This is a genomic window from Sphingobium sp. (assembly GCF_035511395.1).
GTDB lineage: Bacteria > Pseudomonadota > Alphaproteobacteria > Sphingomonadales > Sphingomonadaceae > Sphingobium.
Map to the genome: position 1 here is coordinate 12,316 of NZ_DATKFP010000126.1, position 18,408 is coordinate 30,723.

Consider the following 18,408-nt stretch of genomic DNA (forward strand, 5'->3'; position numbering starts at 1 on the left):
CGGCTGCCAGGTCGTTCATGCAATCACCGTCCCGGCGATCGGCACGCCATGGCGGTCGAGATCGTCGATCACGCGGCGCATGGTCGCGATCGCGGTACTGCCGCGCCGCACGACCAGCGTGACCGCGTCGAAGCCGGCGAGGATGCTGCCATAGGGCGTCTGCTCGCCCTTGCGCTCGGCAAGGTAGAACAGCATCGTCATGTCCTTGAGACCCCAGCCAACGGCGGTTTCCGCCAGCGGGCCACGGGTCACGAGGCTGGATGCGCTGCCCGACGCTCGGCCTGCGGTCATCAGCCACAGCCCCTCGACCGCCGTCTTGGCGGCGGGCAGCAGGGCGGCGCTGCCGATTAGCTGTTCGGCGAGGCCCGCCTTGTTGGCGACGCGGAACAGGCGGTCAAGCGAGGGGCGGTCCATGTCGACGTCGACCGCCATGGTCGGGCCATCCATCTGTGCCAGCACGACGGCGAGGTTGGCGGCCATGATCGCCCCTTCATCGCCTGCCTCGATCGACAATACTGCCAGCTTCAGCGCCGCTGGATCGCCATCCTTGCCGACCGCCCGCATCTTGGCGCGGATGGTGCGGATCTTGACGGCATAGGGATCGGCCGGGTCGAACGCAGCGGCGACCAGCGGGTCGACGCGCGGATCGCCCATCGGCAGCAGGGCAAAACCGCCCTGAAGCGCGCCGAGCATGCCGGCATCCTCGCTGTCCAGCAGTCCAAGGTCGACGGCAGCGTCATGCAGCGCCAATCCTTCGGTGCGGGCATGGGCCTCGATCCGGGCGACATCGGCTTCGGCGAGGAAGCCATGTTCGACCGCGAGCCGGGCAAAGCCCTTGCTGTCGCGGACGCGAGGGCGGGAGGCGGCGGTGCCGCCGGGGTTCATCTGCGGCGGGGCGCCTGCCGTCGAACGCAGTCTCATGCGGCCTCCTTATGCTTGGGGAACCACCCGGCCCGTACGGGGGCGGGCATCAATTCGGTGATGACGTCGACTTCGGTGGCGCGGGCGACACCGGAGGCGGAGCGGACCTTGGGACTGATGATCTCCATCAGGATGACCGCAGCGATGCCGCCGACGAGGCCCAGTGCGAAGCCGGCGACCAGCATCAGCGGAATATTGGGCTTGGCGGGCAGCAGCGGCACCACCGCCTCGTCCAGCGGGCTCGCATTGGGCTGCGAGATCTGGCTCTTCAGAGCTGCCTCGTTGAAGCGCTGGCGCACCGTGTCATAGGTCTGGCGTGCGGCATCGACGTCGCGCTGGAGCACCATCAACTGGTCCTGCACGTCCGACATGCGGATCATGCGGTCTTCCTGCGACGCCATATTGGCCTTCAGGTCGCCTTCCCGGCCGTTCGCCGCTACGCTGTTGGCGTTGACCGCGCCAGCCTGGCTGGCCCGGGCCGAACCCAGCTTCGACTGGAGTTCGGACAGCTGCGCTGTAGCGGCCGCCATGCTCGGATGGTTCGGGCCGAGCGTCTTGGCCAGTTCGGACACGCGGGCCGACTGCGCCGCGACCTGCTCCTGCAGATTCTGGACGATCAGCGATCCTTCGATGTCGGAAACGCTACCAGCTCGCGCCTTCGACCGGGCGGCAGCGGCTTCGGCCTGCGCCTGGGTCAGCTGATAGGACATGTTCTTCAGCTTTTCCGCCTCAAGGTCCATGCGGTTGATGCCGATGATGTCATGGGCGCGCTGGAAGTCGGACAGGTTCTTCTGCGCCATCTCGTAGCGGTGGCGCACTTCCTGCGTCTGTTCGTCGAACCATTTGGCTGATCCGCGTGCGGGCGACGCGCGCAGTTCGACCTGCTCGCGCATGTAGATTTTCGCCACCAGATTCGCGACCTTGGCCGCGACTTCCGGGCTGGGGTCCAGATATTGCAGCTGGAGTACGTTGCTCTGGCGGCCAGTGGTAATGATCAGGTTGGCGCGGACCATCGCGGCCGCCTGCTGCATGCGGGCGGCGGCGGGCATATCGGCGGGCAGGGCATCGACGAAGCCGGCTTCCTTGGCCACGGCGTTGATCACCTTGGCGCTGCGGATCACGTCGGTTTGGGTACCGATGATGCTTTCGACATCGACCCGGCTGCCCTGATCGGTCGACGTCGAGGTCGGATCGGTCTGCGACAGGTCGAGCAGCAGCGAAGCCGTGCCCATATATTGCCGCGGCTGCATGAAGGCGAGGACCGCCACCAGAAGGAACAGGATGCCGCCGATCGTCGCGGCGGTCTGCCAGCGTGCGCGAAGCGCGGCCAGCAAATCGATTGGGTTCATGCTCATAGCCCGTCCACTCCTCGCAGCAATGCGCGCATCTCTTCGGCCGGCGATGTTTCTGGGGGTGCGGCGTCCACCGGCTGCTTGGCCATCAGCAACAGGAATTGAGGCGCCAGCGTGTCCTCGAACATCCACAGCTCGCCATTGGGGGTAGCGACCAGCGCGGGTTGCAACCGGGCCATGGCGTCGCGTGCCTGCCCTTCGTTGATGGACCCGCCGCCCAGCACTTCATGGCCCAGGCGCACCAGACGTTCGTAGGAAATGGCCAGCATCTGCGCCGCCACGACGGCAGCCAGGCCAATCATTCGGCGGTTCGATCCGGCTTCCCACAGGATGCGGCGGAACAGCGCATGGGTTGCCTCGCTCATTTCGGTCCAGGCGGCCAGCGCATCGGCCAGCCCCTGTTCCGCGTCGGCGATGGTGATCAGATCGCGGCCTGCCGCCTCGGTGATGAGCGCGGCGTGCATGCCGAACAGGCGGGCATGATAGGGCGACCCCATCGCAGCACCGGCGAGCGCTTCCATCGCGTCGGGATCGATCGTCAGCCGCGCATTTGATGCACAGGCGCCGAGCAGCCGCTCCAGCTGCGGGCGGGGGATCGGGCTGACCCGCTGCGGTACCAGATGGCGGCGCAGCGAGGGATGGGCCGCGATCAGCCCGTCAATGTCGCTGGCGATGCCGACCAGCACCACCTGAACCGGCGAATGAATGTCGGTCAGCAGCTTGAGCAGCGTGGCGACATCCTGTTTCGCGCCGTCGGATTCGACCCGGTCATATTCGTCGATGATCAATATGGAGCGTTCGCGAACTTCCTCCACCAGCAGGGCGGCGAGGCGGGAGACGTCCAGCCGGTCGCCCAGCATGGTCTTAAGCCGCTCGCGCCCGGCGCCGCTCATCGGCAGTTCGGGCAGGAAGGGACGGAACAGCGCATCGAAATCGGACTCGCCGCTGGCCGATGCATAGAGCGCGACGCAGCCTGCCTCGTCGGCAAGATCGCCGAACACACGGGCGAGCGAGGTCTTGCCCGACCCGCGCGTGCCGAACACGACAGCATGCTTGCGCTGCACGACGACCGCCTCGACCAGCTTTTCCAGCTCGGTGTTGCGGCCGGCCAGGCCATGGCGGTCGGTCACGGGCATCGCCGTGTTGAAGGCGGAATAGATGCTGTCGCGGCGCAGGCTGATCGGCCGGATCGGCGCGGCCATGGCGCTCATCGACAGCGGGCGGGGTTGCTGGTCGGGCGTTTCCATGTCTTCCCCCGCTTCGTGGCGGAAGCCCGGCAGCGCGCGCATTTCTGGTTGCAGCAGCACCTCGTCCGGAATGACCCGGTCGTTGCGCCGCGCATCACCGCGCGCGGAGGAGAGGAACCGGCTCAAAAGGCCGGGTCGGTCAGGTAAGATCCCTTGATCTATCGCGGTCAAAACAGTTTCTCCCGGATGATGAGGACGTCTTCAGGCTGAACCGGATCGTCCAGATTGGCCTGAATTTCCTTCCCCCCCCGGCGTACTTTTATGCGTTTTGTCGAACCTGCCAGCGTCGGGCCGCCCGCCAGCGCCAGCGCCTGGCGGAAGCTTTGCCCCGGCGCGAACGAGAAGGCGCCGGGCTGCTGTACCTGGCCGTAAACATAGATTTTCTCGGCCTGCGGTACGAACAATGTGTCGCCGGGCTTGAGCGGCCGATTGGCGCCCGCCGACATGTCCGCCAGCGAAATGCGGATCGGCGCGCCGCCTTCGGCCGGCGTCAGGATGACCGCGTTGGCGCCGTCCTTGGTCGAACCACCGGCCTTGGCCAGCATCGACGCGACGGTATAGGGGCGGTCGAGCGGATAATTGCCAGCCTGCGGCACATTGCCGAGCACGGTCACGAAGCGGCTGACATAGTTGCTCACCTCGACGCTGACCGACGGCTTGGTCAGATAGCCGCCGCCGGCATAGCCCGCCGCGATATCCTGCGCCAGCTGGGTGGTGCTCTTGCCGTTGGCCTGGATCGGGCCGATCAGCGCCAGCAATACGGTACCGTCCGGCTTGATGCGCGTGGTGGTCGACAGATCGGGCTGACCGAACACGGCGATCTTCACTTCGTCATCCGGGCCGAGCAGATAGCCGGCGGCAGCGCCTGGCTGCGGCGCGGCCGGCGAAACCGCCGCGGCCGTGCTGGTCGGGGTCGGCGCTGCGGGCGGGGTCTGGCCAATGGCCGCCACTGGCAGCAGGACCAGCGTCGCGGCCTGCAACATGGTCAGGGTCTGGGCTGCTTTCACAGGTCTATACTCCCTGGGTCGATCAGAATGTCATGGTCGCGCCCAGTGTCACCTGGGTGCCGCTGAATTGAGAAATGTCGGTGTCGGTCCGGCGCCGATAATGTTGCCCGTCCAGCGTCAGCATGAAACGGTCCGACAGCTTGCGGCTCAACACCGCGCCGAGCCGCTGGTTCCGGTCGGAATTTATGGTAAATGGGCGCAGCGCGGCGTCCTGCCGGAATGTGCGCTTCTCCCATTCCGCATAGAGGCCGGCCGAGGTCAGCTCGGAGATGGCGAAGTCGCCCTGCACCCGATAGCTGGTCTCGATCGCGAAGCCGGCCGCGATCAGGCTGTCATTGGTGATGACTCGCGCGGTGGTGGCGGTCAACTTCAGGCGGGAAATGGCGTTGGAGGAAAGGCTTACCTTCCAGCCCAGCCCGTCATAGCTGCCGACGGCAGCGGAATCGCTGCTGACATCCAACCAGCGCAGATCGGCATCGATCTGGGTCAGCGGCGAAACCGCACGTTCGAAATGCAGGCCGTAGCTGTTGATCCGGTTTTCGATCCCCAGCGTGTCGCGCTTGCTGTTCACCCGTTCATAATAAGCGGTGAAAGTGCCCAGGCTCGGCTTGTTATAGCCGACGCCGCCCATGAAAGTGTCGCTTGTCTGGTCGGCGTAGTCGAACCGGTCGGCGTTGCGCGTCAGGTCGTGGTTATATTCGGCGACCGGAAACAGGCCGGGCCGTTCGCAGGTGAACTTCGCCCCGAAGGAGGTGAAGCGCTGGAGATTTTCAGTCGCCGTGTTGAGGTCGCCATAATCGGCGCGCTGCTGCCGATAGGACGCGCGTGGCGTCACCAGGCAGGTCGCGCCAAAGCGGATATTGGCTTTCGCCTCGGTATCGACCCGCAGCTTGCTGCGCTGCTGCTCCGATATGAAGCGGTCATAGCCCAGCTTGCCCCGGAGCAATATGTCGTGCCGCCCGATCGGCCGTCCGAATGTCGCCTCTATCGACGGCGTGACGATCAGGTCGCTCTTGGGATCATCCACCGCATCGTCGACGCGATAGACGTTGTCATCATAGAGCAGGTCCAACCCGGCCGTCAGGTGAAAACCATAGTCTGCGAGGCGCTTGCTGTCGGACGGCGGACGCGGGATGCCGTCTTCCTGCGCATGCGCAGCAAAAGGCGTCGCGACGAGAATCGCGGCAGTGCCGATCGCGGTGCGCATGAAGCGGTGCCCGCGCGGCCTATTGTCTTTATCGGGCGCGCCATTGCCCCTCCGCTTGAGCGGACGATGAAGTGCGATCAAAAACAGGAATCCTTGTTGCGTTGCAGCAATGAGGGCATGCTAACCCTCTTTGCATCCCGTGGACACTCGCCGGAATGCAATTGGTCGCAGCAAAACAACGCTTCGGATTGTCCGAAACGGGTCCGTTACAGGCCGGAACCCGCGGCGTCTTACCTGTTAATCTGGCAGCAAGCTAAATCGGGTGTTTTCGTCTTAGAGAATCGCCCAGGCTATTGCCGCCACGGTCGCGACCAGCGCTGCAACGCCGGCCCATCGCGATACGAGCTGGACCGCGATTTCGAGACGATCGACCAGCGTCGCATCTGCGCGATGACGGGCCGGAACGCGCGCTTTTGGACGAATTTCTGTGGCCGAACTGGGTGCAACGATCACAGCAGACTCTTGGTTCCGCATGACACAAAAAAATCCCGCCTGTTCCTGATGGAGGCGGGATATATGTCTTGGGTTAACAAAAGGTAGGAAATCAGGGCGGCGGAACAACGGCTCGTCGCATTCCCGCCGCGCGAAGGTTATTATCAATAGGCGTTACGGTGAACCAGCACGTTAAGCGTGCCGACCATGATGGCGATGTCGCGCATCAGGCTCCAGCCGTGCAGATATTCGAGGTCCGCCTCGACGCGGTTGAGAATGTCGCGGCGGGTTTCGGTCGCACCACGGAAGCCGCGGATCTGCGCCAGGCCGGTAATTCCGGGCTTGAGTGCATGGCGGTGCCAGTATTGGCGGTCGACTTCCCAGAAAAGCTGGTCTTCGGCCTTCGATCCCAGCGCATGGGGGCGAGGCCCGACCAGGCTCATCTCGCCCATCAATACATTGATCAACTGCGGCAACTCGTCGATGCTGGTCTTGCGGATGAACGCGCCGACGCGCGTGATCCGGTCGTCATCGCGCTGGGTGGAGGTGGCGCCGTCCGTGCCAGCCTGGTTCACGCGCATGCTGCGGAACTTGAGGATGTGGAAGATGCGGTTGCCACGTCCGATCCGTTCCTGGCGGAAGAATATGGGGCCGGGCGAGTCGAGCTTGATGAGGATGGCGACCACGGCCATCGCCGGGGCCAGCGCAATCAGCACCGGCACGGTCAGAACGATGTCGAGCAGCCGCTTCTTGGCTCGGTTGGCCAGATTTAGCGGGCCACGCGCCACTACCAGGGTGGGCATGCCGCGGCAGTTCTGGACCGCGAGCGGCGCCATGGAATCCAGGTCGGGGACGATGATCTCGCCCACGATATTGCCACCCTTGAGCATCTGCGCCCAGTCATCCTTGCGGTCGATGGCCGATGCGATGACGACGCGGTCGAACTCCTCCAGGATCGTGCCCAGCCGGTGAAGCATATAGGGATCGTCCAGGTCCGGGCGCAGGCCCGCTGCGTCCGCTTCGATCACGGTCATGCCGTCGACATGGTCGGGCAGGATGCCGCCATCGACGATCAGCAACTGCGCGAACAGCCCGTCGCCGAAGTGCCGACGTACCGCCTGCACCATCATCATCCGCTGGATCATGATGAGTGCCGCGCCTGTGAAAATACCCGACGATACGCCAAGTCGCGACAAGTGGCCGGTCGCCTTCAGCGAGAAGACCACGAGCATGAAGATCAGCACCGTGCCCGCCAACGCCGTTACGGCGCTACGGCAGGATGCAGTCATGCTGGTGAGGCAGCGGGGATTGAAGGCCTGGTTGTGGAAAGCAAGCATGCCATAAACGATCATGCCGCCCGTCAGCGGTTGCCACAGCCAGTTCGACATGACCGGCTGCCCGGCCGCCTTCAGGCCGAGCGCGAAGCCGGTCGTCAGTGCAATCATGTCCGCCACCAGTAGCAGCAGACAGAGCATCAGCCGCACATTCCGCAGGCTGGCGGCGGTAACGGGCTGAAAGCGAGGAATATCTTTGATCGCCAGATCGATTTTCGACATCTGCAACCCTTTTTAGCGTCATGACGTCACAACCATGCACCGAGCTGCTGTTGCTGCCCGGCTCCAGGTCATCCCCTACGCGTTGATTTATGTTGCGAAGCAGCACGCCATAATAATCAGGCGCTGGCAATCCGGATAAAGGCGCGAAGACACGGTTTTCCGATGACTTGAGGGCCGTCATGGACATGCCGCCCTAAAGTTGCGATGACTTGAGCGCCGCAAGCGCTGCGGTGCGGCAGAAATAAACGGGAACAATAGGTCGGCCCGTCAGGCCCGAATCAGTCGATGATCCACCAAGCGATCAAAGCGACTGCCCCCAAAAGAGCCACCGGACCTGCCCATTTGGACAATTGCTGAACTGCGCGTTCTGCCCGTTCGTAGGCTGGCGTTCGGCTGTGGGACGGGGACGCCAATATGTCCGTACGCACGGGTGGATCGTGGCGGGGGGCAACAGTCGATGTTGCAATTTCGCCAGTCTTTTCCTTCGGTTCGGTAGGAAGACCTGTCATATTTCCTCCGTCTTCAACTAACGACCTATCGCCTGAATTCGCCATTTTGTTCCGGCTTTAGTCAGGTACGGTTCAGAATATAGCTTTTCCGTTCCGATTTCCAGCATTGCCTGAATAGGCATGTAGCTGTTCCAAAAGAGTTAAGCCAAAGGAATAAGGTCCGGCGCTATGCCGCGTTCTGCGGGACAGTTCAAAGGACATGGGATGGGCTGTCGCGATCGGTATGGACAGCGTCTGTTACAGCCATTTCAGCTTTTTGAAGCGGGTGTAGAGCAGGGCACAGACGATCGCGATCACCCCCAGAACGACTGGATAGCCGTACCGGTCCTTGAGTTCGGGCATATATTCGAAATTCATGCCGTAAATGCCGGCGATCGCCGTGGGCACCGCCAGTATGGCGGCCCAGGCGGCGAGCTTGCGGGTGATGTCGCCGGTGCGCTGTTGTTCCAGCAGGTTGGAGGATTCGAACACGCTGTTCAGCACCTCTCGCAGATCGTCCACCATCGTCTGAACCCGGCGGACATGATCGCGTACATCGCTGAAATAAGGGCGCGCTTCCGGATCGATGCAGGGCAACTCCACTTTCACGAACTTGGTCGCGACTTCCTGCATCGGCAGCAGGATGCGCTGGAAGCGGATCAACTGGCGTCGCAGGTTGAAGATGCGGGTGATCTCCTGCCGACCCAGGAAATGGTCGATCATCTGCTGCTCCATCTCCAGCACTTCATCCTCTATCCCCTCGATGATCGGCAGATAGCCGTCGACGATGAAGTCGAGAATGGCGTGGAGAATATAGTCCACCCCCTGTGCCAGGCGGGATGGCACTGCCTCCAGTTCCTGGCGCAAAGCCAGATGGGCGCGCGCCGAACCGTGGCGTACGGTAATGATATGACCATGGCCCACGAAGATCGCCGTTTCGCCATAGCAGATGGCGTCGCTTTCGATGTGCGCGGTGCGGGTGACGACGAACAGCTGGTCGCCGAACAGGTCGACCTTGGGCAACTGATTGGCGTTGATCGCATCCTCCACCGCCAGTGGGTGCAGGCCATAAGTGCGCGCCAGCGTCTGCATTTCCCCGACGGACGGGTCGGCGACGCCGATCCAGACGAACTCAGACTTGTCCTCGCTGATCGCGACCCGCTCGTCGATCGAGACGGCGCGCACGCGCTGGCCATGGCGATAGAGATAGGCGGCGACGACGGTCATTGGCGCTTCTGTTTCCTTCTTGTTTCCATCGATTAGCAGATGGCGGCGATGGCGTCTCATTTGACATGCGGTTCGCCCCATGCCTGCCTGTGCCCATATGATTTTTGCCAAAGGGGGTGGCGCCTGACTTCACCCTGACATAGTTGCGGTCGATAGGGGGCGCATGACGAAGCACGCTGAATAGGCTGGAGAGGGCCGGCAGCGTGGGACCGGAGCCTGAAACTTGACCATAATCACAATCGATTTCGAGGCGTCCTGCCTGCCCCGCCATGGCCGATCCTTCCCCATAGAGGTCGGCATCGCGGGCGACGGGATCGTCCGCAGCTGGCTGATTCGTCCGCATGATTGCTGGACGGGGTGGCATTGGGCCATGGAAGCGGAGGCGCTTCATGGCCTGAGCTACGCACGGGTCGAGGCGGAGGGTCTGCCGGCGGCAACAGTGCTGGCGGAACTGGTGGCCGCGACGCAAGGTGCCAGGGTCATCGCCGACAGCCTGATCGACCAATATTGGCTCGATACGCTGGCAATGGCTGTTGGCGCACCCACGCCCTTCCGGATCGATCATGTCGCGACCCTGTTCGATGAGCAGGGCGCGGACGAGGCGCAGATCGCGGCAGCGGTCGAGCATGCGGACAATGGCGGTGCCGTGCGGCATCGGGCGGCGGGCGACGCCCTCTGGCTCGCCGCGCTGGTGGCTCATCTTACGGGCCGCGAGCAGCCCATGCCGGTATTGATGGCGGCGCAATGACAGGCGTTTAGTTGCGCCAGCAATGATTTGTTACATTCAGCCAATTACGCAGACATTCATGGTACCTACACCCGACGCAATCATCCGGTCGTTCCGTCCGGACGCAGCGGAGTAGCATCCATGTTCCTCACCATCGCATCCCAGTTCGTCGCGGCGCTGGCCGCCGCCGCAACGCCCGTTCACAGCGCTGAAATCAGCCATGGCGCGCAGGCATACACCGCCAGCTATCACGCCCAGCCGGCCGTCAGCCTGCGCGAGGTCGAGCCGCGCTTCGCCAATCGCAATGCCGTGCCCGTCTGCCGCTGGCAGGCGGACCTGACCGTCAGCCGCGTTGTCGCCGCGCAGGGGCAGGCTGTGCCTGCCTTCGGCAAGGCGATCCACCGCTTCGCCCCGCTGTCGGGCAGCTATGCCGGTAGTTGCGCCGCCGCGCGGAGCCAGATCGATGCGCAGGTCGCCCGTTATGCCAGGGCCAAGGCGACCGAGTCCGTCGCCATTGCGAAGCAGGACAGGGCCGTTCTGGTGGACGAGATGGACAGCGTGCGGGCATTGACCGTACAGGGCGCCAAGCAGCGCGGATGAATCCACCGCTGGTCCTGATCGCCGAAACCCAGCAGGATTTGCGGCACAATGTGCGTGAGTTTCTGGAGCAGAGCGGCTTCCGCGCGCTCCCTGCCGCTTCGGCGCACGATATCTTCAATGCCCTGACGAGCGCGCCTGTGGGGGCGCTCGTGCTGGACGCCGCGCTGCGCGGCTCGGACGGGCTCGACCTGTGTCGGGACGTACGGGAACGCAGTGACGTGCCGATCATTCTGGTCGGCGCCAACAGTTCTGAGGTCGACCGCGTGGTCGGGCTGGAACTGGGTGCCGATGATTATATGGCCAAGCCCTATTCTGCCCGCGAACTCGCCGCGCGCCTGCGCGCAGTGCTGCGGCGGGGGCGGGGGGAGCGGGCGCTCGGCCTGCGTCGCCAGACCCAGGCGATCTTCGATGGCTGGGTTGTCGACTTCGCCCGGCGCGAGGTGGTCGACCCGCAAGGCGAGATGGTCGAACTGACCGCAGCCGAATTTTCGTTGCTGGCGGTGTTCCTCGATCATCCCCAGGCGGTCATCGCCCGCGCGCGACTGATGGAGCTGGCAGGGGTGCGCGATGCACCCTCGTCGGATCGCAGCATCGACGTGCTGGTCAGCCGCCTGCGCCGCAAGCTGGGCGAGGGCGGGCGACCCGCTCCGATTGTTACCGTACGGGGCGTCGGATACATGTTCAGCGCCGTCGTGGACCGGCGCTGACTGGAGGGTTTCCGCGCCGAATGGCGGTTTTTCGCGGTTCGGCGCGCCTTTCCAATCGTTTATCAGTCAGACATATTATTTAACAAATGCGCTGCGTCGCAGCAAAATCCCTTCTCTATCCTTCAAACTACACCGGTCCGCCCCCTGACCGGCAACGCCATAGAGAGAAGAGGATAGACTCCATGAATGAGCTTATCGGTCGCGTCGTCAATTTCGAGACGAAGGTTTTCCCGAACGAGAGCGCGCTTTACAACCAGCTGGCCAGCCATGGTCAAAGCCCCAAGGCGCTGATGATCTCCTGCGCCGACTCGCGCGTCGTTCCCGAACATATCATGCAGGCCGCACCCGGCGATCTGTTCGTCTGCCGTAACGCCGGCAACATCGTGCCGCCGCATGCCACCCAGAATGGAGGCGTGACCTCGACCGTGGAATATGCGGTGATGGTGCTGGGCGTGCGCGACATCATCGTATGCGGTCATAGTGATTGCGGTGCGATGAAGGCGCTGTCCACCAACGCCGATCTTACCGCCATGCCCAACGTCGCCGCCTGGCTGCGCCACAGCCATGCTGCACAGAAGGTCTGCCGCGAAAGCTATGCCGACGACCTGAGCGATGCTGAAAAGCTGCGCAACATGGCGCTGGAAAATGTCGTTGCCCAGCTTGCCCATCTGCGCACCCATCCATCGGTCGCATCGGGCATCGCCCGTGGTGAGATCGCCCTTCACGGCTGGTATGTCGATATCCATGCCGGCCAGGTGCTCGGACTCGACGGCGAAACCGGCCGCTTCTCGCCCTTGCGTGAAGGCCAGACGATGCCTGTAGCGCTTCCCCACGGCCGTCGCCTTGCAGGCGAATCAGCTTATGCCCAAGCGGCGGAGTAAATCATGTTGAAGGCTCTTTCCGGCGGCTCATTCGGCCGCGACTTCACGGCGTCGATCGTCGTCTTCCTGGTGGCCATGCCGCTCTGCATGGGCATCGCCATTGCGTCCGGCGTGCCGCCGGAAAAGGGCCTGATCACCGGCATCATCGGCGGCATCGTCGTCGGCCTGTTGGCAGGCTCGCCGCTTCAGGTCAGCGGTCCTGCGGCCGGTCTTGCCGTCATCGTCTTTGAAATCGTGCGCGAACAGGGGCTGTCCGCCCTCGGCCCGATCCTGATCCTTGCCGGTGCGATCCAGGTGATCGCCGGCCTGATGAAGGTCGGCGGCTGGTTCCGCGCCATTTCGCCGGCGGTCGTGCATGGCATGCTCGCGGGTATCGGCGTGCTGATCGTGGTCGGCCAGTTCCATGTGCTGTTCGACGACAAGCCGTTGTCGAGCGGCCTACACAATCTGATCGCCATGCCGGGCCAGATTCTCGGCCTGTCGAACAGCGACGCCGCCACTGCCTTTGCGGTCGGCCTCGTCACCATCTTCGGCATGCTGGGTTGGGAGAAGTTCCGCCCCGCGTCGATGAAGCTGGTGCCGGGAGCCCTGGTCGGCGTCGTGCTGGCGACGATCGTAGCCTTCGCGCTGGGCTTGAACGTCGCACGCGTGGTCGTACCGGAATCGATCGTGGCTGCGGTCAGCCTGCCCGAGCAGGGTCTGCTGGCGCAGCTGATGAACCCGGCCGTCATCGCCACCGCCTTTGCCATCGCCTTCATCGCCAGCGCCGAAACGCTGCTGTCGGCGGCGGCAGTCGATCGCATGCATGACGGCGTGCGGACCAACTACAACAAGGAACTGAGCGCGCAGGGCGTGGGCAACCTGCTTTGCGGCTTTGCCGGCGCGCTGCCGATGACCGGTGTCATCGTCCGTTCGTCGGCCAACGTCCAGGCGGGCGCCAAGACCCGTATGTCGGCAATCCTGCACGGCGTCTGGATCCTGGGCTTCGTCGCGTTGCTGCCTTGGCTGCTGCGTGAAATCCCGATGGCTGCGCTGGCCGGCATCCTCGTCATCACCGGCGTCCGTCTGGTGAGCGTCGCGCATGTCAAGCATCTCTTCCACCTCTATGGCCCGCTCCCGGCCGTGGTGTGGGCAGCGACGCTGATCTGCGTTGTCGCAACCGACCTGCTGACCGGCGTGCTCGTGGGTATTGGCTTGTCGATGATCGAACTGCTGCCGCATGCCAGGAAGCTGCGCCTGAAGGTCGAGGAGGAAAGCCGCGGCGACGCGCATGAATTGGCGCTGCGCGGCACCGCCACCTTCCTTAGCCTGCCCAAGCTGTCGGCGAAGCTCGAATCGCTGCCGGCAGCCGGCCTCGTCATCCTGAATGTCGAGCGCCTCGGCCATATCGACCATACCTGCGCGGAAATGCTGCGCGAGTGGGTCGATCGCCGTCGCGGCGCCGGCGCCCCGGTCGAGCTGTTCGGCGCTACCGGACGGATGCGCCAACTGGTCGCCTGACTCCACCCCCGTTGAAGGCGACCCCTTAGCCGCCGTGCCTCCCCCCTTGGCACGGCGGCTTTTCTTTGTCCTGTTGCAATTAGGAAATGAAATAGAAACATTAGTTGCGACTCTAGCAATTAACCGTGGTTTCAATATCACAACGGGCCTCATCCTTTCGCAGTTGCAGTAAAAGCGGTTTGCCTGCGCGACGGGAGGGAATAGTCCAAAGACATCCGCTGGCATTGGGGACGATCAACCAAAGATCTCCGAGCAGCGGATGCAGGACGGAACATTCCAACGTAAAAGGGGAATGTTCATGAAGTACCAGATCGCCTGTGCCGCCCTCGCGCTTTTCTCCAGCGCGCCGGCCTTTGCTCAGGAAGAACCCACCAGCCCCGTCACCGTCTCCGGCAGCGTCGGCCTCGTGTCCGACTATCGCTTCCGTGGCGTGTCGCAGTCGGACAAGGCCATGGCCGTGCAGGGCGGCATCACCGCAACCCATGAAAGTGGCGCTTATGCCGGCACCTGGGCATCCAACCTCGCTGGCTGGGGCACCTTCGGCGGCGCTGGCATCGAGCTGGACCTGTTCGCAGGCTATGCCATTCCGCTCAACGAAAGCACGACGCTGGACGTCGGCCTGACCTGGTACATGTATCCGTCGGGCGCGGACGAAACCGATTTCGCCGAACCCTATGTCAAGCTGTCGAGCCAGTTAGGGCCGGTCAAGGGTCTGCTCGGCGTCGCCTATGCGCCCAAGCAGCAGGCGCTCGGCAAATGGTATAACAGCGCCGACACCTATGCGCTGGGCATTCCCGACAGCCCCGGCAAGAAGAACGACAACCTCTACATCTGGGGCGATGTCAGCGGTTCGGTTCCCAACACACCGGTCACGCTGAAGGCGCATCTGGGCTATTCGAAGGGCAATAGCGGCCTTGGCCCGAACGGCACTTCGGTCGCGCCGACCGGCAAATATATGGACTGGCTGGTCGGTGCCGACCTTGCCATCCCCGGCACGCCGCTGACGCTGGGCATCGCCTATGTCGATACCGATATCGCCCGCGTCGAGGAAAATTATCTGCGTCCGAACCTGTCGGTCGCGGATGCCGACAATGCCGGCAAGTCGATCGTGCGTAGCCAGGTCGTCTTCTCGCTCACGGCGGCCTTCTGATCCGTCAAAGGAGGTCGGCCCGCCATATGGTGGGCCGACCTCTTTCCCTGTCGTGACAAATTGTTGCTACAGTCGCGATTGCCCCTTTCCAGCCGGCCGCGCGGTTGACCCCCATCAGGGCGGGGCCTATCTCCGGTGCATGTCCTTGTCCGCGCTGACGCTCCCATGACCGCCCCGTCGATCATCCTCGTCGAAGACGATCCGCCGCTGCGCACGCTGACCGCCCGCGCGCTCCAGGAACATGGCTACCAGGTTCGCCCCGCATCATCGGGACCGGAAATGTGGGTGGCCTTCGATGCCGGCCCGGTCGATCTGGTCGTACTCGACGTCATGCTGCCCGGCACCAACGGCATCGACCTGTGCCGCCAGATTCGTCGCAAGAGCGACGTCCCCATCATCTTCATCAGCGCCAAGGGCAGCGAGACGGACCGCATCGTCGGCCTCGAACTGGGCGCCGACGATTATCTTCCCAAGCCCTTCGGCACGCGCGAACTGATCGCCCGCATCCGCGCCATCCTGCGCCGCGTTGGTGTTGAGCGCGGCCCAGACGAGCATCGCGAGAGCGAAGCCCATTTCGACGGCTGGAGCGTCAACTTCCCGCGTCGTGAGTTGCGGTCCCCGACCGGCGCGATCGTCGACCTGACAGGCGCGGAGTTCGACCTGCTCGGTTCCTTCCTCAGCCACCCGCAGCGCGTCATCGCGCGCGAGCGGCTGATCGAACTGTCGCGCACCCGCATGGGCGACAGCAGCGACCGCAGCATCGACGTCCTCGTCAGCCGCCTGCGCCGCAAGCTGTCGACCGAGAACAAGGGCGCGCCGATCACCACCGTCCGTGGTGTCGGCTATATGTTCAACGCAGAGGTCAGCCGCGCTTGAGGCGCCATGTCAGGGGATCGCTGGGGCTGCTCGGCCGGCTCTTTGCGATCCTGCTGCTGACTGTTACGCTGGAATTTGCGGTCGGCACGCTGATCTACGAGCGGGCCAGCCACCTTTCGCTACAGGATGACGAGGCGCGGCGGCTGGCCGAACATCTCGTCATCGCCCGCAAGCTGCTCGCCGAACAGCCGCGCGGGGAGCGTCCGGCGCTCGGCCTGCAACTCACCACCGATCGCTACGACGTCCACTGGTCGCCGGCCGCCCCGCCGCCGCCGCCGCTGTCGCCCGAACTGGAGCGGATGCGGCGTCAGATCGTGACCTGGGAACCCAGTCTCGAAAAATCGGGCCTGTGGCTGCGCCTGACCCCCGGCCGCCATTCGGAGGTCAATGGCGGCGTCCAGCTGCACGACGGCAGCTGGCTCTATTTCGGGATGCACCATAGTGGAGGCAAATGGGCCTTCACCATCGGCCGCATGGGTCTGGCGTTGATCCCGGTGCTGGCGCTGCTGCTGGCGGGGCTGCTGCTGATGCGCCGGACGCTCGCGCCGCTGCGCGACCTGACCCATGCGACGCACAAGATCGGGCGCGGGTCGGAAGTGGTCGTGCCGGAAGCCGGCAGCAATGACGTGCGCAACCTGATCACCGCCTTCAACGCGATGCAGGCGCGCATCCATCGCCTGATCAACGAACGGACCGAGACGCTGGCGGCGGTCGGCCACGATCTGCGCACACCGCTCGCCCGTCTGCAATTGCGGCTGGAGATGGTGAAGGATCCGGAGGTGCAGGAAGCCATGGGCGGCGACCTGGAGGAAATGGGGGCGATGCTCGAATCGCTGCTTGCCTTCCTGGGGGGAGAGAAGGATCCCGAGCCGCCGGTCCGCACCGACATCGCCGTCAGCATCGCGACCGTGGTCGATGCCTTCCAGGACCATGATCAGGACGTCACCTATGAGGGGCCCGACCATCTGGAGATGGAGGTGCGCGGCCTGTCGCTGCGCCGCTCGGTACGCAACCTGATCGAGAATGCGCTGCATTACGGCGATCGCGCCCGCGTCTCGCTGGAGCGCAAGGGCAGCGAGGTGCTGATCCGCGTTGACGATGACGGGCCCGGTATACCGCGCGAACGTCTGGAGGAGGTGCTGCGGCCTTTCTCCCGCCTCGACGATGCGCGCCAGCGTAACACGCGTGGGCTGGGATTGGGCCTTGCCATCGTGGATAAGGCGGTGAAGGCGGAGGGCGGCCAGTTCCTGCTCGCCAACCGGCCCGAAGGCGGGCTGCGTGCCGAAATCTGCCTGCATCTGCCCAAGGCCGCGACCCGCGCCTAAAAGAGAAACTGTCCGACCCCAAGCAAAACTCGTTTATCACCGCGCCCGCGCCCAAGCTATGCCGTCGCCATAGAGATATGAGGCGGATATGATCGCAGACGGACCGAAAGACGACCGCAGCACAGAAGGGCATGGGGTCGAGGGATATTGGGATTTGGACCAGCTTGTCGCGGACCTGGGCGTCGCGCGCAGCCGCTGGCGGCAGGCGCAGCAGCATCATGCCGAATATGGTGCGGAGGGTTTCCCCTCGCGCGACAACCTGACCAAGATCATGCAGTCGCTGTGCGGCGCGCTTTTCCCGCTGCGCCTCGGCCCCAGCTTCGTGCGGCTTCACAATGAAGACGCCTATGTCGCCGAGACGCTGCAAACGGTCCTGAGCCGCCTTTACGGGCAGATCCGGCTGGAACTGATCTACGCGCTGAAGGACGAGCCGGCGCAGGTGGTGGACCGCGAAGCCGCGCGCATCATCGGCGGTTTCGCGCAGAGCCTGCCGGCGCTGCGCGTGCTGCTCGACACCGATGTCGATGCCGCCTTCCTGGGCGATCCCGCCGCGCGCAGCGTGGACGAGGTGCTGATCTGCTACCCGTCCATGCTGGCGATCATCCATCACCGGCTGGCACATCGACTGCATGATCTGGGCGCGCCTCTGGTGGCGCGGATCATTTCGGAAATCGCCCATGGCAAGACCGGGATCGACATCCACCCCGGCGCGACCATCGGCCAGTCCTTCTTCATCGACCATGGCACAGGCGTCGTCATCGGCGAGACGGCGATCGTCGGCAATCGGGTGCGCCTCTATCAGGGCGTGACGCTGGGCGCGCGCAGCTTTCCCGCGGACGAGAAGGGCCAGCTCGAAAAGGCACTGCCGCGCCATCCGATCATCGAGGATGACGTGGTCATCTATGCGGGGGCGACGGTGCTAGGCCGGATCATCGTCGGCAGCCGGTCGGTGATCGGCGGCAATGTCTGGCTGACCGACAGCGTGCCGGCCGATTCCAACGTGCGCCAGGCCAAGGCGCACTATGAAGTCACGAGCCGCGTCGAGGTCTCGGCCCCCCACCGCGTCCATGCACTGCTGGAAAGCACGGACGGGATCGGGGAGAATATCTGAGGTCGGCGCGTCGTCGAGAGGCGTGGAAAGTGGGCCATCCTTGAATTCGTCATCCCCGCGGAGGCGGGGATCCATCTCCCCGGCCTAGTGCTTG

At 64.1% G+C, this 18,408-nt stretch carries 17 protein-coding genes; 9 read left to right on the top strand and 8 right to left on the bottom strand.

Annotated elements, in window-relative coordinates:
• Positions 1–15: 15 nt before the first annotated feature.
• The 8 genes from VMR39_RS08090 to VMR39_RS08125 form a co-directional block, all read right to left on the bottom strand.
• On the bottom strand, positions 16–921 hold the full coding sequence (locus tag VMR39_RS08090; protein WP_325415464.1) for a capsular biosynthesis protein: 906 nt from the start codon (positions 919–921) through the stop codon (positions 16–18).
• On the bottom strand, positions 918–2,276 hold the full coding sequence (locus VMR39_RS08095) for a GumC family protein (protein WP_325415465.1): 1,359 nt from the start codon (positions 2,274–2,276) through the stop codon (positions 918–920). The genes VMR39_RS08090 and VMR39_RS08095 overlap by 4 nt, the downstream gene beginning before the upstream one ends.
• The gene (locus VMR39_RS08100) at positions 2,273–3,691 is read right to left on the bottom strand and encodes an ATP-binding protein (protein ID WP_325415466.1); all 1,419 of its coding nucleotides are present in this window, start codon (positions 3,689–3,691) and stop codon (positions 2,273–2,275) included. Before VMR39_RS08100 ends, VMR39_RS08095 begins: the two co-directional genes overlap by 4 nt.
• Positions 3,688–4,527: a polysaccharide biosynthesis/export family protein gene (locus tag VMR39_RS08105; RefSeq protein ID WP_325415467.1), complete on the bottom strand. Its 840-nt coding sequence runs from the start codon at positions 4,525–4,527 to the stop codon at positions 3,688–3,690. The genes VMR39_RS08100 and VMR39_RS08105 overlap by 4 nt, the downstream gene beginning before the upstream one ends.
• Before the next feature lie 22 nt (positions 4,528–4,549).
• Positions 4,550–5,707: a hypothetical protein gene (locus VMR39_RS08110; RefSeq protein ID WP_325415561.1), complete on the bottom strand. Its 1,158-nt coding sequence runs from the start codon at positions 5,705–5,707 to the stop codon at positions 4,550–4,552.
• A gap of 300 nt (positions 5,708–6,007) precedes the next feature.
• Positions 6,008–6,187: a hypothetical protein gene (locus VMR39_RS08115; RefSeq protein WP_325415468.1), complete on the bottom strand. Its 180-nt coding sequence runs from the start codon at positions 6,185–6,187 to the stop codon at positions 6,008–6,010.
• 143 nt (positions 6,188–6,330) lie between these two features.
• Positions 6,331–7,722, bottom strand: a complete 1,392-nt coding sequence (locus VMR39_RS08120) for a sugar transferase (protein ID WP_325415470.1) — start codon at positions 7,720–7,722, stop codon at positions 6,331–6,333.
• Between the two features lie 746 nt (positions 7,723–8,468).
• Positions 8,469–9,437, bottom strand: coding sequence for a magnesium and cobalt transport protein CorA (locus tag VMR39_RS08125; protein ID WP_325415471.1), 969 nt, complete (start codon positions 9,435–9,437; stop codon positions 8,469–8,471).
• Positions 9,438–9,660: 223 nt separating this feature from the next.
• On the opposite strand from VMR39_RS08125, the gene VMR39_RS08130 reads away from it, so the two are divergent.
• The 9 genes from VMR39_RS08130 to epsC all read left to right on the top strand — a co-directional run bounded on the left by VMR39_RS08130 (position 9,661) and on the right by epsC (position 18,314).
• The gene (locus VMR39_RS08130; protein WP_325415473.1) at positions 9,661–10,185 is read left to right on the top strand and encodes a hypothetical protein; all 525 of its coding nucleotides are present in this window, start codon (positions 9,661–9,663) and stop codon (positions 10,183–10,185) included.
• Positions 10,186–10,305: 120 nt separating this feature from the next.
• A complete protein-coding gene (locus VMR39_RS08135; protein ID WP_325415474.1) occupies positions 10,306–10,764 on the top strand; it encodes a hypothetical protein in 459 nt (152 codons plus the stop codon).
• Entirely contained in the window at positions 10,761–11,471 is a 711-nt protein-coding gene (locus VMR39_RS08140) for a response regulator transcription factor (protein ID WP_325415476.1), read from the top strand. Before VMR39_RS08135 ends, VMR39_RS08140 begins: the two co-directional genes overlap by 4 nt.
• Before the next feature lie 182 nt (positions 11,472–11,653).
• Entirely contained in the window at positions 11,654–12,352 is a 699-nt protein-coding gene (locus tag VMR39_RS08145; RefSeq protein WP_325415477.1) for a carbonic anhydrase, read from the top strand.
• A 3-nt stretch (positions 12,353–12,355) separates the two neighbouring features.
• Positions 12,356–13,852, top strand: coding sequence for a SulP family inorganic anion transporter (locus VMR39_RS08150; protein WP_325415478.1), 1,497 nt, complete (start codon positions 12,356–12,358; stop codon positions 13,850–13,852).
• Positions 13,853–14,144: 292 nt separating this feature from the next.
• Positions 14,145–15,002 (top strand): TorF family putative porin, encoded by an 858-nt coding sequence (locus VMR39_RS08155; RefSeq protein ID WP_325415479.1) that lies wholly within the window; start codon positions 14,145–14,147, stop codon positions 15,000–15,002.
• 165 nt (positions 15,003–15,167) lie between these two features.
• Positions 15,168–15,878: a response regulator transcription factor gene (locus tag VMR39_RS08160; protein WP_325415480.1), complete on the top strand. Its 711-nt coding sequence runs from the start codon at positions 15,168–15,170 to the stop codon at positions 15,876–15,878.
• Complete coding sequence (locus VMR39_RS08165; RefSeq protein ID WP_325415481.1) at positions 15,875–17,203, top strand: ATP-binding protein; 1,329 nt, start codon at positions 15,875–15,877, stop codon at positions 17,201–17,203. Before VMR39_RS08160 ends, VMR39_RS08165 begins: the two co-directional genes overlap by 4 nt.
• Before the next feature lie 88 nt (positions 17,204–17,291).
• A complete protein-coding gene (gene epsC / locus VMR39_RS08170) occupies positions 17,292–18,314 on the top strand; it encodes a serine O-acetyltransferase EpsC (RefSeq protein ID WP_325415482.1) in 1,023 nt (340 codons plus the stop codon).
• Positions 18,315–18,408 lie beyond the last annotated feature (94 nt).